Below are 16944 nucleotides of genomic sequence, written 5' to 3'. Positions count from 1 at the left end.
ATGATTATCCCCAGCAGCTTTCAACCGGCTTGGTGGCTCCCTAATCCTCATGCTCAAACGCTATGGGGGGCGCGCTTTCGCCCCCTCCCTTCAGTGAGGATCTTATGGGAACGACTGGAACTACTCGACGGAGATTTTTTAGATCTTGTTTGGAGTGGCCAAGGTAATAAGGGGCCTATTATTATTATTCTTCATGGTCTTGAAGGCTCTTATCGCTCTCGCTATGCATCAGGAATCCTTAAAGCTATTGCTCAGCGAGGCTGGCGCGGTGTGCTACTGCACTTTCGGAGCTGCAGTGGTGAGCCTAACCGACTCGATCGAAGTTATCATTCCGGCGATACTGGCGATTTGCAAACTGTGCTTAAAATCCTGCACCGAAGGGAGCCTGATACCCCTTTAGCGGCTATAGGCTATTCATTAGGAGGCAATGTATTATTTAAATGGCTTGGGAATCAAGGCAAACAAACAGGGCTCATTGCTGCAGTGGGTGTCTCTGTGCCATTTGATCTCTCCCGAGCTTCGTGGCGATTAGAGCAGGGCTTTTCCCAAATCTACCAATGGTCTTTAATAAAATCGCTACAACGGTCACTTAAGCGCAAATTTCGTCATCGTGACTGCCCATTTAATCTTAATACCTTGAAAAAAACTAAAACGTTTAAGCAATTTGATGATTTAGTCACAGCACCCCTGCATGGATTCATCGATGCTAACGACTATTGGCAGCGCTCAAGCTGTCGGCAATTTTTAAGTAATATTCAAGTCCCAACCCTTATCCTACATAGTACAGATGACCCATTTTTACCTAAGGATGCTATCCCCTTAGCCTCAGAACTTTCACCCACAACACAACTTGAGCTTAGCACAGCAGGAGGGCATGTAGGATTTATTAGTGGCCACTGGCCTTGGCAACCAGAATACTGGCTAGAGCAGAGAATTATCACATTTTTCAACCAACACCTAGGAACAAAACTGGCTACTTAACAATATGACAGCTGAAACCGAAAAGATTCGCATTGATAAGTGGTTATGGGCAGCTCGATTTTTTAAGACTCGAAATCTTGCCGCTGAAGCAGTTAATGGGGGTAAAGTTCATCTTAATGGCCAACGAGCTAAACCTAGCCATAGAATAGGTATTAACGATAGCCTCGTTATTCACCGGAGCCAGTTTGAGTATAGCATTACAATTGAAGGACTATCTAAGCAACGTCGATCGGCATCAGAAGCCGCATTATTATACCAAGAAACCGAAGCAAGCCAATTAAAAAGACAAATACTCGCTACGAAATTAAGAGAGGAGCGAAAACATTTAGGCTTAGTCCCACAAGCTCGCCCCTCTAAACGAGATCGCCGTCAAATCATACGCTTTACCCGTAAAGATTAAGCTTCATCGACGAAGATGTGGATCAGCTACTCAAACTCCATGAGAAAAACCATTAAGATAAAAGCTATGGCAATAGAAGTTGTTACTTAACAATACCAGCTCCTTTCCCTAGCATTACTTTATCCCCAATTAGTACAAAAGATAACTCGAACCCTTATGAACACTAAATCAAATGTTGATAAAACTATCAGTATAGAGACAGTAGGAATATTCACTGATATCTCCCAAAGCCAGTCTGCGTTAATCCGTGCTCTTAAGCTACAAAATCGAGCGGCTGAGGTGGGGTTTGATTGGGTTGATATTGAATCAGTGTTCGAAAAAATAGCTGAAGAGCTAGAAGAAGTTCGAGCTGAGTTTTCAAGCCCCAACAAACTTCAGGAAGAAATCGGTGATCTCATCTTTGCCTGTATTAACCTCGCTCGACATACAGGCGTTGACCCTGAGACAGCAATTCATAGTTGTAATAACAGGTTTGAGCAACGTTTCCGCTATATTGAACAAACGCTCCATCAACAAGGGTCTTCGCTGAAAGAAGCCAGCTTAGAGGAGATGAACAAGCTTTGGGAGCAGGCTAAGCTACAAGAATAAGGTCACTGATCTAACAAGAATCTAAGATAATCCCAATCAAAACCTGATCCTGGATCGGTTTTACGGCCTGGGGCTATATCACTATGACCCACAATCCGCTCTTTCGCCAAGGTAAGATAAGTACAAACCAAAACATTGATAAGCTTTGCTAGCATTTGATACTGCATCTTCTCATAGAAATCAGAATCAGTGCCCTCAAGCTCGATCCCAATTGTGAAATCGTTACACCTAGAACGTCCATCAAGATACGAAACCCCCGCATGCCATGCTCGTCGATGAAAAGGTACATACTGGGTTACCGTACCCTCACGGGAAATTAAAACATGGGCAGAAACCCGTAGACTGTAAATTTCACGAAAATAAGGATGAACATTGGGATCAAGGCAATTAGTAAATAATTCATCAATCCACGATCCACCATACTGCCCCGGGGGTAAACTGATACTATGTATCACCAACCATTCTGCTGCCATATTTAATGGCCTATCATCCTGATTAGGAGAAATTACATGGCGGGCATTTATTAGCCAGCCACTCTCCCTATTTATAAAAAATTCATCTAACAAAAACGAATTCCTGATACAGTAGCAATATTTTAAAAGTATCAAAATTTTCTAATATTTATCGCTATAATCTAGTAGTTAAGCATTATCATAGAGGCATTTTATTTTATGGTTGCTGCCTATATTGAAGAGAACGTTCGTTACGCTCTTGCTGAAGATATTGGTACCGGCGATGTGACTGTAACGCTTATTCCAGAAGCCTCTAATTCAATGGCTACTGTAATATGCCGAGAAGCCGCAATACTATGCGGTGTTTCTTGGTTTAATGAAGTATTTCAACAGCTAGATCCTAAAATTAAAATTCATTGGACCTACACAGATGGAGGTTTTATTCCTACCAACCATATCATATGCACGCTAGAAGGACCCTCGCGCCCCATTTTAAGGGGTGAACGTACTGCTTTAAATTTTCTTCAGACCCTATCTGGAACTGCAACAACAGTTCATCATTATGCTTCTGCTATCGCTGATTTACCCACAAAAGTATTAGATACCCGCAAAACCCTGCCAGGATTACGTCAAGCCCAAAAATATGCAGTTCGTTGTGGCGGTGGTTACAATCATCGACAAGGTCTCTACGATGGCGTATTAATCAAAGAAAATCATATTTTAGCAGCCGGCTCAATCACAAAAGCAATAGAACAAGCACGTGCTTATAGCTTTAATCTTCCAATAGAGATAGAAGTAGAAAACTTAGATGAACTGCAACAAGCGCTGGCTGCGAGCCCTGATATCATCATGTTGGATAATTTTGATCTGCCAACCATTTCTGAAGCCGTATCTCTCAATCAAAAACGGACTAAGTTAGAAGCATCAGGAGGTATTACTTTAAAAAATATTCGTCAGATCGCTGAAACGGGCGTGGATTATATTTCAGTAGGGGCCCTTACCAAGGATATTCAGGCGATAGATATGTCAATGCGTTTTAGCCACTAACTTCTTAGCTCAAATACTCATTATTTACAGCTACTCTCTTGGGAAGTATGAAACCAAGCCAGCTGTGAATGAAGAGCAACCACCTTACCGATAATAATCAGCGTAGGGGCATGAATTTTCTCATTCATCACCATCCTCGGCAGGGTAGCTAACGTACCCGTAAATATCCGTTGCTGGGGGGTTGTTCCTTGCTGCACCAAAGCCGCTGGCATACTGGAAGACATACCATGAGCAATAAGTTGTTGACATAATAGCCCAAGCCCAGCCAACCCCATATAAACGACAACAGTTTGTTGTGGTTGAATCAAGGATTGCCAATTAAGATTTAGCTGCCCTTCCTTAAGCTGCCCGGTAACAAAGATACACGTATGAGCATAGTCTCGGTGAGTAAGGGGAATTCCTCCATAGCAGGCACAACCAGAAGCTGCGGTAATCCCTGGAACTACCTGGAAAGGAATCTTTTCCGCAGCCAGCGAAGCAATCTCCTCTCCTCCCCGGCCAAAGATAAAAGGATCCCCCCCCTTAAGCCGTAATACCCGTTTGCCCTCTTTAGCATACTCTACCAGCATAGTACTGATTTGCTCTTGTCTTACCACATGCCAAGCGCGTTTTTTACCCACATAAATTCGCTCAGCCTCCCGTCGGACTAAATCAAGAATCTCTGCGCTGACTAAACGATCATAGAGCACCACATCAACTTGCTGCATTAGACGCAAAGCTCGAAAAGTTAGCAAATCTGGATCTCCTGGTCCAGCGCCTACTAAATATACCTCCCCCTGACTCGGAGCGCTATTAACGCTTAAAGCCTCTTCTAGCGCCTTTTCAGCTTCCATCTCCTGACCTGCGAGTACCCGCTCAGCAATGCTACCCTGCAATACCTGTTCCCAAAAAATACGCCGCGCTCTTACTGCCTTAATCTGTTGCTTAACTCTGTTACGATAACGAGCAGCAAATTGAGCAAGACGAGCATAAGCGTGAGGAATTAATGTCTCTAAGCGAGCTCGTAACAAGCGAGCTAATACTGGAGAAGCTCCACCACTTGAAACAGCTATTATTATAGGAGATCTATCTATAATAGCGGGTAAAATGAAATTACAGAGCGAAGGCTGATCAACTACATTGACCAGCACTCCATGGACTTTAGCCATTTGATAGACCTGCGTATTTAGAATTTTATCATCCGTTGCAGCAATCACTAAATAATAGTCCTTTATTTCAATGTCACTGAAAGCAGTCTGCTGAACAGTAATTACTCCTCTCTGAGCTAATTCTTGTAATTGCTCATGCAGTTTCAAGGCGACTATTTTGACAATAGCCCCAGCTCGGTGAAGTAAGATCACTTTTCTAGCAGCTACAGCGCCCCCGCCAACGACTAAACAAAGCCGCTCTCGCACATTTAAAAATAGGGGCAGATAATCCATGGATAAAATCAGAAAATTTTTATCATCCTTAAATGCTTACAAATTCACGCAACACTGTAGTTGCATAAGATCCTGCAGGTAAGAAGAACTGTAATTGTAGACTATCCTTTGTAGGAAAAGACCACTTTAAATCAGTGATCATCAACCTCAAGCTACGACGCTCCTGCTTTAAACCTTCTCGCCATAGGGCAAAATCTAACAGCGCCTGCTCCTCAAAAGTACGGATAAAACCTATTGTAAAAGATTTCCCCTGTCCCCATAAAGGCCCACTCGGATGGCAATCAAAGCATTTAACGCGATCCTGTACAGATTTATCTATATCCTCAGTGGTGAAAAATCCTCGACTGCCGTTAAGAATTAAGGCATCTCCAGAAATAGGCTGATTCCAAGTAGCTACCCGTACCCGCTCAGGCTGAAAGCGGCAAACCCCGTAGATGACGATCTTTAGGAGGTTTACTATTGGTAAACCATTGATAAGCTTGCATTAAATTTTGGTTTTCTCGACCAACTTGCATTAAATTTTGGTTTTCTCGACCAAAACGCTGGCTTCCAAAATAATTCGGAACGCCTTCCGCCTTAATCCGCTCAAGACCTGCGCTTACCCTTTCATGGCTACCACAAAATTGACGTAACGTGAGTAGAAACCAGTTACCCTTAAGCACCCCTCGTTGTAGTTTTCGATGATGACGAATCCTTTTAACCACCTAGATCGTCTCGCTATTGAGCGTTGTTACTCAATCAGGTTCTTTTTTTCCACTTAAATTAAGGAAGAATCTGTTCTTTAGGGAACATTGAATTTATTACTTTTCTTCAAGGAGCACTACTGCATGGGCTGCAATGCCTTCTCCTCGACCAATATAACCCATTTTTTCAGTTGTCGTAGCCTTAATATTAAAGCGTTGATGGAGCAATCCAAGCTCAGGAGCCAATAACTCCCGCATAGAAGAAATATAAGGTGCCAATTTTGGCCTCTGAGCCACCACCGTAATATCTGCATTACTGACTTTAAACTCATACTCATTGAGTAAACCCATCACATGACGAAGCAACTTTCGACTATCCACATTTTCAAACTCAGCACTGGTATCCGGAAAATGATGCCCAATGTCCCCTAAAGCTGCGGCACCCAATAAAGCATCACATAGGGCATGAATCACCACATCCCCATCAGAATGAGCAATTAAGCCTTGTTCGTGAGGAATCACTACCCCGCCCAGTATTAACTGTCGCTCTGAACCAAAACGATGAACATCAAAACCGTGGCCAATCCTCATCTTTTCTGCTCCCGTTGCCTTAAAAAAACTTCAGCCTGGATAAGATCTTGGGGATGAGTAATTTTAATATTATCTGGATGCCCAGCTATCAAACAAGGCTTATACCCTGCCCGCTCCATAGCATGAGCCTCATCAGTCACATAAATACTTGCAGCAATAGCCTCCATTAAGGCTTGATAGAGTTTTCCCAGTCGAAACATCTGCGGCGTCATAGCGCGCCACAAACCTTCCCGATTAACCGTCTCCAGCACCTCCCTCTTCCCATTGTCCCGCTTGAGCGTATCACTAACTGGTAATGCTAATAAACCTCCTACAGGATGATCGTGAAGCGTTTCAATCAGCCGATTTAGATCCTCCTCTCGCAAGCAAGGCCGAGCCGCATCATGCACTAGAACCCAGTCATCAGGTGAGGCCAGCGTCATTAGATATTTCAATCCATTAGCTACTGAGTGGCAGCGTTCTTCACCCCCGGTTACCCGGATAATTTTCTTATTATCTATTGAAATACCCTCTGGCCACCCACTATCTTCACTAGAAAGCGCAATAACAATGGCTTGAATATAGCGATATTGTGACAGACTTATCAAAGTATGCTCAATCACCGTCTTACCCGCAAGAGGAAGATACTGCTTAGGGATATTTGATTCCATACGCTTCCCCATACCTGCTGCCGGTACTACCGCCCAATACTTAAGACTCATTTCTCCTCAATCACCTGAAAAAAAGTCTCGCTCTTTTTTATCATTCCCAGTTCGTTTCGAGCCCGCTCCTCCAAAGCATCAAGACCGCTTTTTAGATCCAAAACTTCCGCGCTTAGTACTTGATTACGTTCAACAAGTATATAATTCTCTTGTTCTTGCTGCTCTATAGCTTGGCTTAAACGCCATAATTCTTTCAAGCCGTCTTTACTTATCCATAAGGTATGTTGGAGCAATAAAAACAACACTAGCAGCAATCCAAAAACGAGCCAGAACCTCATATACGCAAGGCAACAGCATTGCTATAAAATGGTAAAGGCACTGCGCCCCGGATAAATGGCTTTATCTCCTAACTCTGCTTCAATACGTAATAGCTGATTATATTTTGCTACCCGATCCGTACGAGATAGGGAACCTGTTTTAATCTGGCCACTACAAGTCGCTACTGCTAAATCAGCAATTGTAGTATCCTCAGTTTCTCCAGAGCGATGGGAAATTATGGTGGTATAGCTTGCATCTTTAGCCATCTGAATAGCGGCTAAAGTCTCAGTTAAGGTTCCGATTTGGTTAAGCTTAATTAAAATAGAATTGGCGATACCTTTATCAATCCCTTCTTTTAAAATAGCCGTATTAGTAACAAATAAATCATCCCCAACAAGCTGTACTTGCTGCCCAAGCTGCTGAGTCAGTAAAGCCCATCCTTCCCAATCATCTTCTGCCATGCCATCTTCAATAGAGATAATCGGATAACGATTTATCCAAGAAGCCAGAATATTAATAAACGCCTCCTTGGTAAACCGCTTACCTTCACTCGCTAGTACGTAATATCCCTGTTGATAAAATTCAGAGCTTGCAAGATCCAGCGCTAAATCTATATCATAGCCAGGCTTAAAACCCGCTTGAACAATAGCCTCTAGAATTATTTCGATGGCGGCTACATTAGATGGCAAATCAGGAGCAAATCCCCCCTCATCACCAGCAGAGGTATTTAAACCTCGTTTATGCAGGATTTTTTTTAGCTGATGAAATACCTCAGCACCATAACGCACTGCTTCAGCTATATTTTTTGCCCCCACAGGCACAATCATAAATTCCTGTAAATCTATATTATTATCTGCATGCACTCCCCCATTGATAATATTCATCATGGGTACTGGCATCTGAAAAGGCCCCTCTCCACCAAGATAGCGATAAAGCGGTTTTTTCGCTTCCCCCGCTGCTGCCCGAGCTGTAGCCAATGAAACAGCTAAGATGGCATTAGCGCCTAAGCGACTTTTGTTTGGAGTACCATCTAAATTGATCATCATCTGATCGATCCCTTTTTGATCTCTTACTTCTTGTCCTAAAAGCTTTTGACGGATTTCACCATTGATATACCCTACAGCCTTAAGTACCCCCTTGCCCCTATAGCGATGAGAATCTTGATCCCGTAACTCTATTGCTTCACGAATACCGGTTGAGGCTCCAGAGGGGACTGCAGCTCGCCCCATCACTCCAGTTTCAAGGATTACTTCTGCCTCTACCGTGGGGTTACCACGAGAGTCCAGAATTTCTCGCCCCCTTATGTCAGCAATTTTGCTCATCTAATAAAACTCCTTTACTTCCTCTGAAAAGCCGCGCATTTTTACCGCTAGGTCAATAGCTTTTAATGATTCTAATAATCTTTCCATAACGCCTAAAGGCCAAGCATTCGGGCCATCGCTTAAAGCACGATCTGGATTGGGGTGGGTTTCCATAAACAAGCCTGCTACTCCCACTGCCACAGCAGCTCGAGCAAGTATTGGCACAAATTCTCGTTGCCCGCCAGAGCATCCCCCCTGTCCACCTGGCTGCTGAACTGAATGAGTCGCATCAAAAATTACGGGACAGCCCGTATCACGCATGATGGCTAGACTGCGCATATCGGAGATTAAAGTATTGTAACCAAACGACACTCCTCGCTCGCACACCATAATCTGTTCATTGCCTACTCCTCTAGCTTTTTCCACTACATATTTCATATCCCAAGGGGCTAAAAATTGCCCTTTTTTAATATTAATGGGGCGGCCTTGGCGAGCCACTTTTTGAATAAAATTAGTCTGACGACAAAGAAAGGCAGGGGTTTGCAGTACATCAACTACAGCTGCAACTTCTGATAAGGATGTATCCTCATGGACATCGGTCAGCACTGGGATATTAAAAGTATTTTTAACCTTCTCTAAAATATAGAGTCCTCGTTCAATGCCAAGACCACGAAAACTCTCTGTAGCAGTGCGGTTAGCTTTATCAAAAGAGGATTTATAGATAAAAGGGATCTCAAGACGCTCCGTGATTTCTTTTAATTTGCCTGCTGTATCTAGTGCTAACTGCTCGCTCTCAATCACACAAGGGCCGGCGATTAAAAATAAAGGTTGTTTTAACCCAACCTTAAACGTACATAGTTCCATAATTTAGTTTAACGTTGCCTGATGATATTTAACCGTAGCAGAAATAAAACCATTAAAAAGAGGGTGGCCATCTCGAGGTGTTGAGGTAAACTCAGGATGAAATTGACAAGCTACAAACCAAGGGTGACTAGGGATTTCTATGATCTCCACTAAGTGACCATCAAGGGAAATACCAGATACCATTAAACCTACAGCCTCTAGCCGTTCTCGATAGCTATTATTAAATTCATAGCGGTGTCGATGGCGCTCAGTAATGACTTCTTTACCGTATAAAGCAGCTGCCAGACTTCCTCGCAATAATTGGCATTGATACCCCCCTAGGCGCATCGTACCTCCAAGATCCATATACTCATCGCGCCTCTCGATACTTCCATCAGCTTGCTGCCATTCTGTAACCATGGCAATCACTGGATCTGACGTATTCTTATCAAACTCAGTGCTATGGGCATTTTTTATTGCGGCCTTATGGCGAGCAAATTCGATAACAGCTACCTGCATACCAAGGCAGATACCAAGATAAGGAATATTATTCTCTCGGGCATATTGAGCTGCTGCTATCTTACCTTCAATACCCCGCTCCCCAAACCCTCCAGGAACCAAAATAGCATTAGCAGTCATTAAGAGATTATCAATACCTTTATGCTCAATTTCCTCAGAGTCTAGGTAGATAATGTTCACCTGAGTGCGGGTATGTATTCCCGCATGAATTAAGGCTTCAGAAAGTGACTTATAAGCCTCTGTATGATCAACATACTTACCGACTAAAGCTACGGTCACAGTTTTATTAGGGTGCTTTAAGTTAAAAATTACCTGCTCCCACTCCATAAGCTTAGCTGGATTGGGCTTTAGCTGTAAGTGATTAGCTACAATCTCATCCAATCCTTGAGCGTGTAGCTCTAGCGGAATCTTATAAATAGTATCTACATCTACGGCTGAAATTACCGCTTTATTAGGTACACTAGTAAATAAAGCAATCTTACGTCGTTCTGATTCGGGCAAAGGATGCTCTGAGCGGCAAATCAAAATATCGGGCTGAATACCAATCGATCTTAATTCCCTAACAGAATATTGAGTAGGTTTAGTTTTCAGCTCACCTGCATGGCGAATAAAGGGCACTAAAGTTAAATGTATATAAAGTGTATATCCATGGCCTAGCTCAATCCCTATCTGACGAATAGCCTCTAAAAAGGGAAGAGATTCAATATCTCCTACGGTACCCCCAATCTCCACTAAGGCCACATCAGCACCTGCGGCACCTTCTTGAATACAGCGCTTAATTTCATCGGTGATATGAGGAATTACCTGAACTGTGCTACCTAAATACCCTCCCTTACGCTCTTTAGCAATTACATTTTGATAAATTCGTCCAGTAGTATAATTATTACGCCGAGTCATTTTAGTGCGTACAAAACGCTCATAATGACCCAAATCTAGATCTGTCTCAGCGCCATCCTCGGTCACAAATACCTCACCGTGCTGGTAAGGGCTCATAGTACCCGGATCTACATTGATATAAGGATCCAATTTAATTAGAGTCACCTTAAGCCCTCGGGATTCAAGTAGTGCCCCTAAAGCGGCAGAAGCCACCCCCTTCCCTAAAGAGGAAACCACACCCCCAGTAACAAAAATTAATCTGTTCATCAATCTTTTGAAGAAATCAATATGGTGAGAATACTAGCTGCAGAATTGTATAACGTAACAGAATCAGAGCGCTTCCTCAATGTTAGCCTCTCATCCATTCAATCATAATACTTGGCTCTTTGGGCTTAGCAGTAGCGCTTTGTGCTATCCCTATCCCAGCTACAAAAACAAGCGTATCCCCAATATAAACCATTGGAATACGATCTCGCTGCCAAGGGGGAATACCCTGCTCCTGAAAGTATTTTTTTATAGTATGGCTATGGCCTCGATCCACGAGCTGAATACGTTCTCCACCCTGTCGAAAACGAACCGTGACACACCCTTGCTGTAGCTGCTGTACACTCAAACCAGACCCTTGAGTCAACCTAAGTACCAACATCCCGCCGACACTAGCGGGTAATGTTAAGGGGTTAATGGCCTCCCAGATAATGACTATTGCTGGATTATGGGGCGGCAAAGGTAGCTGAGCATATAACCGATCTCGGTAACGGCGTACTTCTGCACCAAACCATGTAATTACAGGCTGTCTATCCTCTAAAGCAGGTAATACTTCAGTTAAGATGCGCCGTAAATGGAAACTATCAGGAAGTGGTAATCCCTGATTTTTCAGCCAATAGCGCAACAAATTGCGACAGCGATGAGGAGGTAATGCTCGTAATGCTGACACTGAAAGCCAATTCTCATCAGCGTTTATCGTGTTTAAATCCTGATGAGCCTGCTGATCGAGCAACTGCATGACCTCTGCCTGATGACGTGCAGCCCGAGATACAGTTTGGCCTAATCCAGGCCAGCGACACCTCAGTAGCGGTAAGATTTCATGGCGTAGATAATTACGGTCAAAACTAAGATCTTGATTACTCGGATCATTAATCCAAACCAATCCCTCTTTCTTGGCGTAGTCTTGAAGTTCAGATCGAGAAAAAGAGAGCAGTGGGCGTAATAAATAGCTATCACCAAAAACCATGGTTTTAGCCATAGCTGCTAACCCGTGAGGGCCTGATCCTCGTAATAACTGTAGTAATACCGTTTCAACTTGATCATCTTGGTGCTGCGCCATTAATAAGCATTCCCCTACGCTAATATGCTTACGAAGCGCACTATAACGCGCTTGGCGAGCAGCAGCCTCAGGACTTTCTCCCTTAGCTGGGTGCGCATTTACCTTAATCACTTTACACTCAACCTTAAGTGCAGTACAAACTTCATGGCAACGACCTGACCAGCGGGTAGAGTCGGGATTTAATCCATGATCTATATGAACCGCTCTAAGAGTAATCTCCGGAAATTGAAGCCGAAGCTGCACCAAACTATAAAGTAATACATGGGAATCAAGGCCACCACTATAGGCAATCTGATAGCTACGACAAGAAGATAATTGCTGAAGAAACTGAAACAAGCGATTGGCTGAAAAGCCCATAATAGGAATTTACTGTTGAAACCGCCCATAATTACGCAATCTTTGTTGCCGTTGCTCCAATAATTTATCAATAGGCAGCTCGCTTAAATACCCTAGTTGCTCGTTTAGATCCCGCTTAAGCTTCTCTGCCATTACCCCTAAATCTCGATGAGCGCCGCCTAGAGGCTCAGCTATAATACGATCAATAAGATCTAACTCTTTCAATCGTTTTGAAGTAATACCTAAGGTTTCTGCCGCATCAGGGGCTTTATCCGCGCTCTTCCAGAGAATAGAGGCGCAACCTTCTGGAGAAATTACTGAGTAGATGCTGTATTCAAGCATAAATAATCGGTCGCTAACTCCAATCGCAAGCGCTCCACCCGATCCTCCTTCCCCAATTATCGTAGCGATAATCGGTGTTTTCAGCTCAGCCATCACATATAGATTACGGGCAATAGCCTCACTTTGGCCTCGCTCTTCAGCATCAATACCCGGATAGGCTCCGGGGGTATCAATAAAAGTCAGTACGGGTAATTTAAAACGCTCTGCTAACTGCATAAGTCGTAATGCCTTACGATAACCCTCAGGCCGAGGCATACCGAAGTTACGCGCTACTTTTTCCTTAGTATCCCGCCCCTTTTGATGCCCAATTACAACGATTGGTTTACCCTCCAAACGGGCAACGCCACCCACAATAGCCTTGTCATCCGCAAAAGCGCGATCACCATGGAGTTCCTCAAAATCAGTAAATATCCTATCAATATAATCTAAAATGTATGGACGCTGGGGGTGTCGGGCAAGCTGTACGATCTGCCAATCAGTAAGAGAACTAAAAATAGATTCAGTTAGTGCTTTGCTTTTAGATTTAAGTTTCTGAATTTCCTCAGATATATTTACCTTGGCATCATCACCTATAAAGCGTAATTCCTCAATCTTAGCCTCAAGCTCGGCAATAGGTTGCTCAAAATCTAGAAAGCTTGTTTTCATTTTCATCGTATTAGGTATCATTAAGTTCATTAGGAAAAATAGAAAACCACTCCCCATCTCAGCTATCGAGTACAGGCATAGGTTAATATTTTATACACACATGTTCTGTTCCTAGTAAAGACTGTAGGCGGGATAGTAATTCTTCATTAGGTTTGATACGCCATTCTTCACCTACCATAAAGTGAGCACTCGCCATTTTATTACGATAATGAATAGCCACTGGGCATCCATCTTTCTGCCGGAAAAAAGCTAAAATCTGCGCTAATTCTCTAACTGCCTCCTCTCCCCCATAGGTACCATCAAACTCAATTTCTAGTATTTTTGCAAAAATCTCAAACGCCTCAGCCAAACTATATATTTTTTCTGCTGTTACCACCACACTATCTGTGTAGAAATCCCACCCCAAGGTACCCTCAATCACCACAATACAATCCGGCCGTAATAATTCCTGATAGCGATTAAAAACTTCGGCAAACACCTTAACTTCAAAACGAGCGCTCTGATCAGCCACAGTAATAAAGCCATTATATCCTCCTTGGCGAGCTTTGCTGGTACGTACAGCTTCTATTAAACCCGCTATAATCACTTGTTGGCTATAATTTTTCTCACCACTGACCTGCTCAAGGATCTCAGCTATTCGATACGGAATAATTTGTCTAAGGGTTTGCTCATAACAGTCAATAGGATGACCACTTAGATAGTGTCCTAAGATTTCTTTCTCCAACGCCAATCGATGATCTTCACTCCACTCCTCAGTTTCCAAGTAACTTCCTATTTGATCATCTTGTGGCATTAACCCAAAACCAAATAGATCGTTTTGCCCCAAAGATGCATTATGAGAATGCTGTTCAGCTACCGCTAGCGCCACCTCTAAAGAGCCTTCTAGGGTGGCCCGATTTGCCTGTAGAGAATCTAAAGCACCTGCTCGAATTAAGGCTTCTAATACTCGTCGGTTAATTTTTCTTAAATCAATACGACGACAGAATTCAAACAGATCTTGATAAGGGCCGTGGCATTTTCGCTCCTTGATCATCCCTTCTAAAGCCGCAGAGCCTACTCCCTTAATTGCGCCTAAGCCATAACGGATAGCGCGCTTACCTTGGGCTGAGAAATGATAACTGCTTTCATTCACATCCGGGGGTAGTATCTCTAAGCCCATATTTCGGCACTCCTCAATAAGGGTGACGACTTTCTCTGTATTATCCATATCCGCAGAAAGCGTAGCCGCCATATAAGCAGCTGGATAATGGGTTTTTAGATAAGCCGTTTGATAAGCTACTAAAGCATAGGCCGCTGAATGGGATTTATTAAACCCATATTCAGCAAATTTTTCCATCAAATCAAAGATAGATCCCGATAGCTTTTCCTCAACCCCTCGTACCCTTGCTCCTTCAATAAAAATAGCCCGCTGTTTTGCCATCTCTTCAGGTTTTTTCTTACCCATGGCTCGGCGCAGCAAATCAGCGCCTCCCAACGTATATCCGGCTAAAATCCGGGCAATCTGCATCACTTGCTCTTGATAAACGATAACGCCATAGGTTGACTTGAGAATAGGCGCTAACTCAGGATGGGGGTAATCTACTTTGGCACGGCCATGTTTTCGGTTAATGTAGTCATCCACCATACCCGACTGTAAGGGGCCAGGCCGAAACAATGCTACTAGCGCAATAATATCCTCGAAACAATCAGGCTGAAGTCTTTTGATCAAATCCTTCATACCTCTAGATTCTAATTGAAACACTGCCGTAGTCGCACAACGTTTTAGCAATGCATAAGTCCCTAGATCATCTGTCGGTAAACAAGTCAAATCTAGCGGTGTATCACCTACCTGAATTCTCTGTGGATTAATGGCCTGTAAGGTCCAATCAATAATCGTCAGCGTACGTAGGCCTAAGAAATCAAATTTAACCAAACCAACAGTTTCTAGGTCGTCCTTGTCAAATTGGGTCACTACCCCGCTGGCCCCTTGCTCACAATAATAAGGTACGTATTTAGTCAGCTGATCAGGAGCAATGACCACACCACCAGCATGTTTCCCTGGATTTCGTGTTAACCCTTCAAGTTTCCTCGCTAGATCAATCAGAAAGCGAACTTCTTCCTCTTGTTCATAACGAAGGCGTAATCCCTCAGATTCTGCTAAAGCCTTATCTAAGGTCATCTTAAGATCAAAGGGAATCAGTTTGGCAATCTGATCTACAAAGTTATAGGGATGCCCTAAGACTCGGCCTATATCTCGTACCACAGCTTTGGCAGCCATACTACCGTAAGTAATAATTTGAGAGACTCGATCTCGACCGTAGCGCTGACTGACATAGTCAATTACCTGATCCCGACGCTCCATACAAAAATCAACATCAAAATCAGGTAAAGACACCCGCTCAGGATTTAAAAACCGTTCAAAGATCAGATCAAACGCTAATGGATCCAAGTCTGTAATTTGCAAGGCATAGGCTGCTAGGGAACCAGCGCCTGAACCACGCCCTGGGCCTACTGGAATTTTGTTTTCTTTAGCCCAGCGAATAAAATCAGCCACAATCAGAAAATACCCAGGGAAACCCATCTGATTAATAACAGTCAACTCCTCTGAAAGCCGATCAGTATAGGTTTGCCGCTGAGTTTCTCGTTCTATTTCATTGGGGTAAAGTTTTACTAGCCGCTGTTCCAATCCCCGAAGCGCTTCAGCCTTCAGAAATTCTCCAATATCCACACCTTCTGGCACTGGAAAATCTGGAAGATGGCACGCTCCCAAAGTAAGATTAAGATTACAGCGCTTAGCAACTTCTACCGTATTTTCTAATGCCTCAGGTAGATCTGCAAATAACGCAGCCATTTCTGATGGGGTTCGTAGATATTGCTGCTCACTATAGCGACGTATGCGATTTGGGTCATTCAAATTTCGCCCTTCATGGATGCAGACTCGGGCCTCATGGGCTTCGAAATCTTGCAAATGAAGAAAACGAACATCGTTCGTCGCAATGACAGGTATATCTGTTGCTGCCAGTTTTATTGCTAAGTGCAGGTAGGTATCCTCATCTTCTCTACCCGTACGTTGTAATTCTAAGTAATAACGGCTTGGAAAAAGCGCTTGCCAACGATCCACTAATTGTCTAGCTTGAACATTTTTACCTGCGAGTAAAGCTTGGCCTACATTACCTTCTCGACCTCCCGATAAAACAATCAACCCATCACTCTGATCCAGCAGCCAATCCCATTGTAGCCGGGGAGAATCCTTAATTTGACCTTCACTATAGGCACGGGAAAGCAAGCAGGATAAATTACGATAACCTACCTCATTTTGGCAGAGGAATGTGCAGCGGCTCACTTGATTACCCCCCATTGAATCCGCTAATAGCACATCAGCCCCAATAATAGGTTTAATACCGGCAGCCTGAGCAGCTCGGTAAAATTTAATCATTGCAAACACATTGCTCTGATCAGTGATGGCTACGGCTGGCATCCCAGCCTCTTTTACAGCCTGAACTAAAGGTCGAATACGCACCAAGCTATCGACTATAGAGTACTCAGTATGCAAGCGAAGATGAACGAAGGATGGATCCATAAATAATCTAATTGTTATAGATTAACAGCTGTTAATCTAGCGGATGATGGCCGATCTGGCTACAAGACCTAATAATA

General features: G+C 43.4%; 17 protein-coding genes. 4 read left to right on the top strand and 13 right to left on the bottom strand.

The window, feature by feature from the left end; translation table 11 throughout:
- From TAO_RS04770 to TAO_RS04760, 3 genes are all read left to right on the top strand, one after another.
- The gene (locus tag TAO_RS04770; protein WP_096526854.1) at positions 1-981 is read left to right on the top strand and encodes a hydrolase; all 981 of its coding nucleotides are present in this window, start codon (positions 1-3) and stop codon (positions 979-981) included.
- 4 nt (positions 982-985) lie between these two features.
- Positions 986-1381 carry an RNA-binding S4 domain-containing protein gene (locus TAO_RS04765; RefSeq protein ID WP_096526853.1) on the top strand — a complete coding sequence of 132 codons (396 nt, stop codon included), beginning with the start codon at positions 986-988 and terminating at the stop codon, positions 1379-1381.
- A gap of 156 nt (positions 1382-1537) precedes the next feature.
- Complete coding sequence (locus tag TAO_RS04760; RefSeq protein WP_096526852.1) at positions 1538-1969, top strand: MazG nucleotide pyrophosphohydrolase domain-containing protein; 432 nt, start codon at positions 1538-1540, stop codon at positions 1967-1969.
- Between the two features lie 2 nt (positions 1970-1971).
- On the opposite strand, the gene ampD is transcribed toward TAO_RS04760, so the two are convergent.
- The gene (gene ampD, locus TAO_RS04755) at positions 1972-2535 is read right to left on the bottom strand and encodes a 1,6-anhydro-N-acetylmuramyl-L-alanine amidase AmpD (protein WP_231910583.1); all 564 of its coding nucleotides are present in this window, start codon (positions 2533-2535) and stop codon (positions 1972-1974) included.
- Positions 2536-2640: 105 nt separating this feature from the next.
- Here ampD and nadC point away from each other — a divergent pair, with 105 nt between their 5' ends.
- The gene (gene nadC / locus TAO_RS04750; protein ID WP_096526851.1) at positions 2641-3468 is read left to right on the top strand and encodes a carboxylating nicotinate-nucleotide diphosphorylase; all 828 of its coding nucleotides are present in this window, start codon (positions 2641-2643) and stop codon (positions 3466-3468) included.
- A 20-nt stretch (positions 3469-3488) separates the two neighbouring features.
- On the opposite strand, the gene cysG is transcribed toward nadC, so the two are convergent.
- The 12 genes from cysG to dnaE all read right to left on the bottom strand — a co-directional run bounded on the left by cysG (position 3489) and on the right by dnaE (position 16867).
- A complete protein-coding gene (cysG, locus tag TAO_RS04745; RefSeq protein ID WP_096526850.1) occupies positions 3489-4889 on the bottom strand; it encodes a siroheme synthase CysG in 1401 nt (466 codons plus the stop codon).
- Positions 4890-4917: 28 nt separating this feature from the next.
- The gene (gene truD / locus TAO_RS09905; RefSeq protein WP_231910659.1) at positions 4918-5247 is read right to left on the bottom strand and encodes a tRNA pseudouridine(13) synthase TruD; all 330 of its coding nucleotides are present in this window, start codon (positions 5245-5247) and stop codon (positions 4918-4920) included.
- Between the two features lie 49 nt (positions 5248-5296).
- Positions 5297-5593 (bottom strand): tRNA pseudouridine(13) synthase TruD, encoded by a 297-nt coding sequence (gene truD / locus TAO_RS09900; RefSeq protein ID WP_231910582.1) that lies wholly within the window; start codon positions 5591-5593, stop codon positions 5297-5299.
- A gap of 96 nt (positions 5594-5689) precedes the next feature.
- Positions 5690-6163, bottom strand: a complete 474-nt coding sequence (ispF, locus tag TAO_RS04735) for a 2-C-methyl-D-erythritol 2,4-cyclodiphosphate synthase (RefSeq protein WP_096526849.1) — start codon at positions 6161-6163, stop codon at positions 5690-5692.
- Entirely contained in the window at positions 6160-6864 is a 705-nt protein-coding gene (ispD, locus tag TAO_RS04730) for a 2-C-methyl-D-erythritol 4-phosphate cytidylyltransferase (RefSeq protein WP_096526848.1), read from the bottom strand. Before ispD ends, ispF begins: the two co-directional genes overlap by 4 nt.
- Positions 6861-7142, bottom strand: coding sequence for a cell division protein FtsB (ftsB, locus tag TAO_RS04725; protein ID WP_096526847.1), 282 nt, complete (start codon positions 7140-7142; stop codon positions 6861-6863). The genes ispD and ftsB overlap by 4 nt, the downstream gene beginning before the upstream one ends.
- Before the next feature lie 21 nt (positions 7143-7163).
- The gene (gene eno / locus TAO_RS04720) at positions 7164-8444 is read right to left on the bottom strand and encodes a phosphopyruvate hydratase (protein WP_096526846.1); all 1281 of its coding nucleotides are present in this window, start codon (positions 8442-8444) and stop codon (positions 7164-7166) included.
- Positions 8445-9287, bottom strand: a complete 843-nt coding sequence (gene kdsA, locus TAO_RS04715) for a 3-deoxy-8-phosphooctulonate synthase (RefSeq protein WP_096526845.1) — start codon at positions 9285-9287, stop codon at positions 8445-8447.
- Positions 9288-9290: 3 nt separating this feature from the next.
- Positions 9291-10928 (bottom strand): CTP synthase, encoded by a 1638-nt coding sequence (locus TAO_RS04710; RefSeq protein ID WP_096526844.1) that lies wholly within the window; start codon positions 10926-10928, stop codon positions 9291-9293.
- A gap of 82 nt (positions 10929-11010) precedes the next feature.
- The gene (gene tilS, locus TAO_RS04705) at positions 11011-12342 is read right to left on the bottom strand and encodes a tRNA lysidine(34) synthetase TilS (RefSeq protein ID WP_096526843.1); all 1332 of its coding nucleotides are present in this window, start codon (positions 12340-12342) and stop codon (positions 11011-11013) included.
- A 9-nt stretch (positions 12343-12351) separates the two neighbouring features.
- Positions 12352-13308, bottom strand: a complete 957-nt coding sequence (locus TAO_RS04700; RefSeq protein WP_096527763.1) for an acetyl-CoA carboxylase carboxyltransferase subunit alpha — start codon at positions 13306-13308, stop codon at positions 12352-12354.
- Positions 13309-13390: 82 nt separating this feature from the next.
- The gene (gene dnaE / locus TAO_RS04695; protein WP_096526842.1) at positions 13391-16867 is read right to left on the bottom strand and encodes a DNA polymerase III subunit alpha; all 3477 of its coding nucleotides are present in this window, start codon (positions 16865-16867) and stop codon (positions 13391-13393) included.
- Positions 16868-16944: the final 77 nt, after the last annotated feature.

The sequence above is a fragment of the Candidatus Nitrosoglobus terrae genome (genome assembly GCF_002356115.1).
Classification (GTDB): domain Bacteria; phylum Pseudomonadota; class Gammaproteobacteria; order Nitrosococcales; family Nitrosococcaceae; genus Nitrosoglobus; species Nitrosoglobus terrae.
Note: the sequence above shows the minus strand (reverse complement) of the source record. Positions and strands in the feature narration are given on the sequence as shown.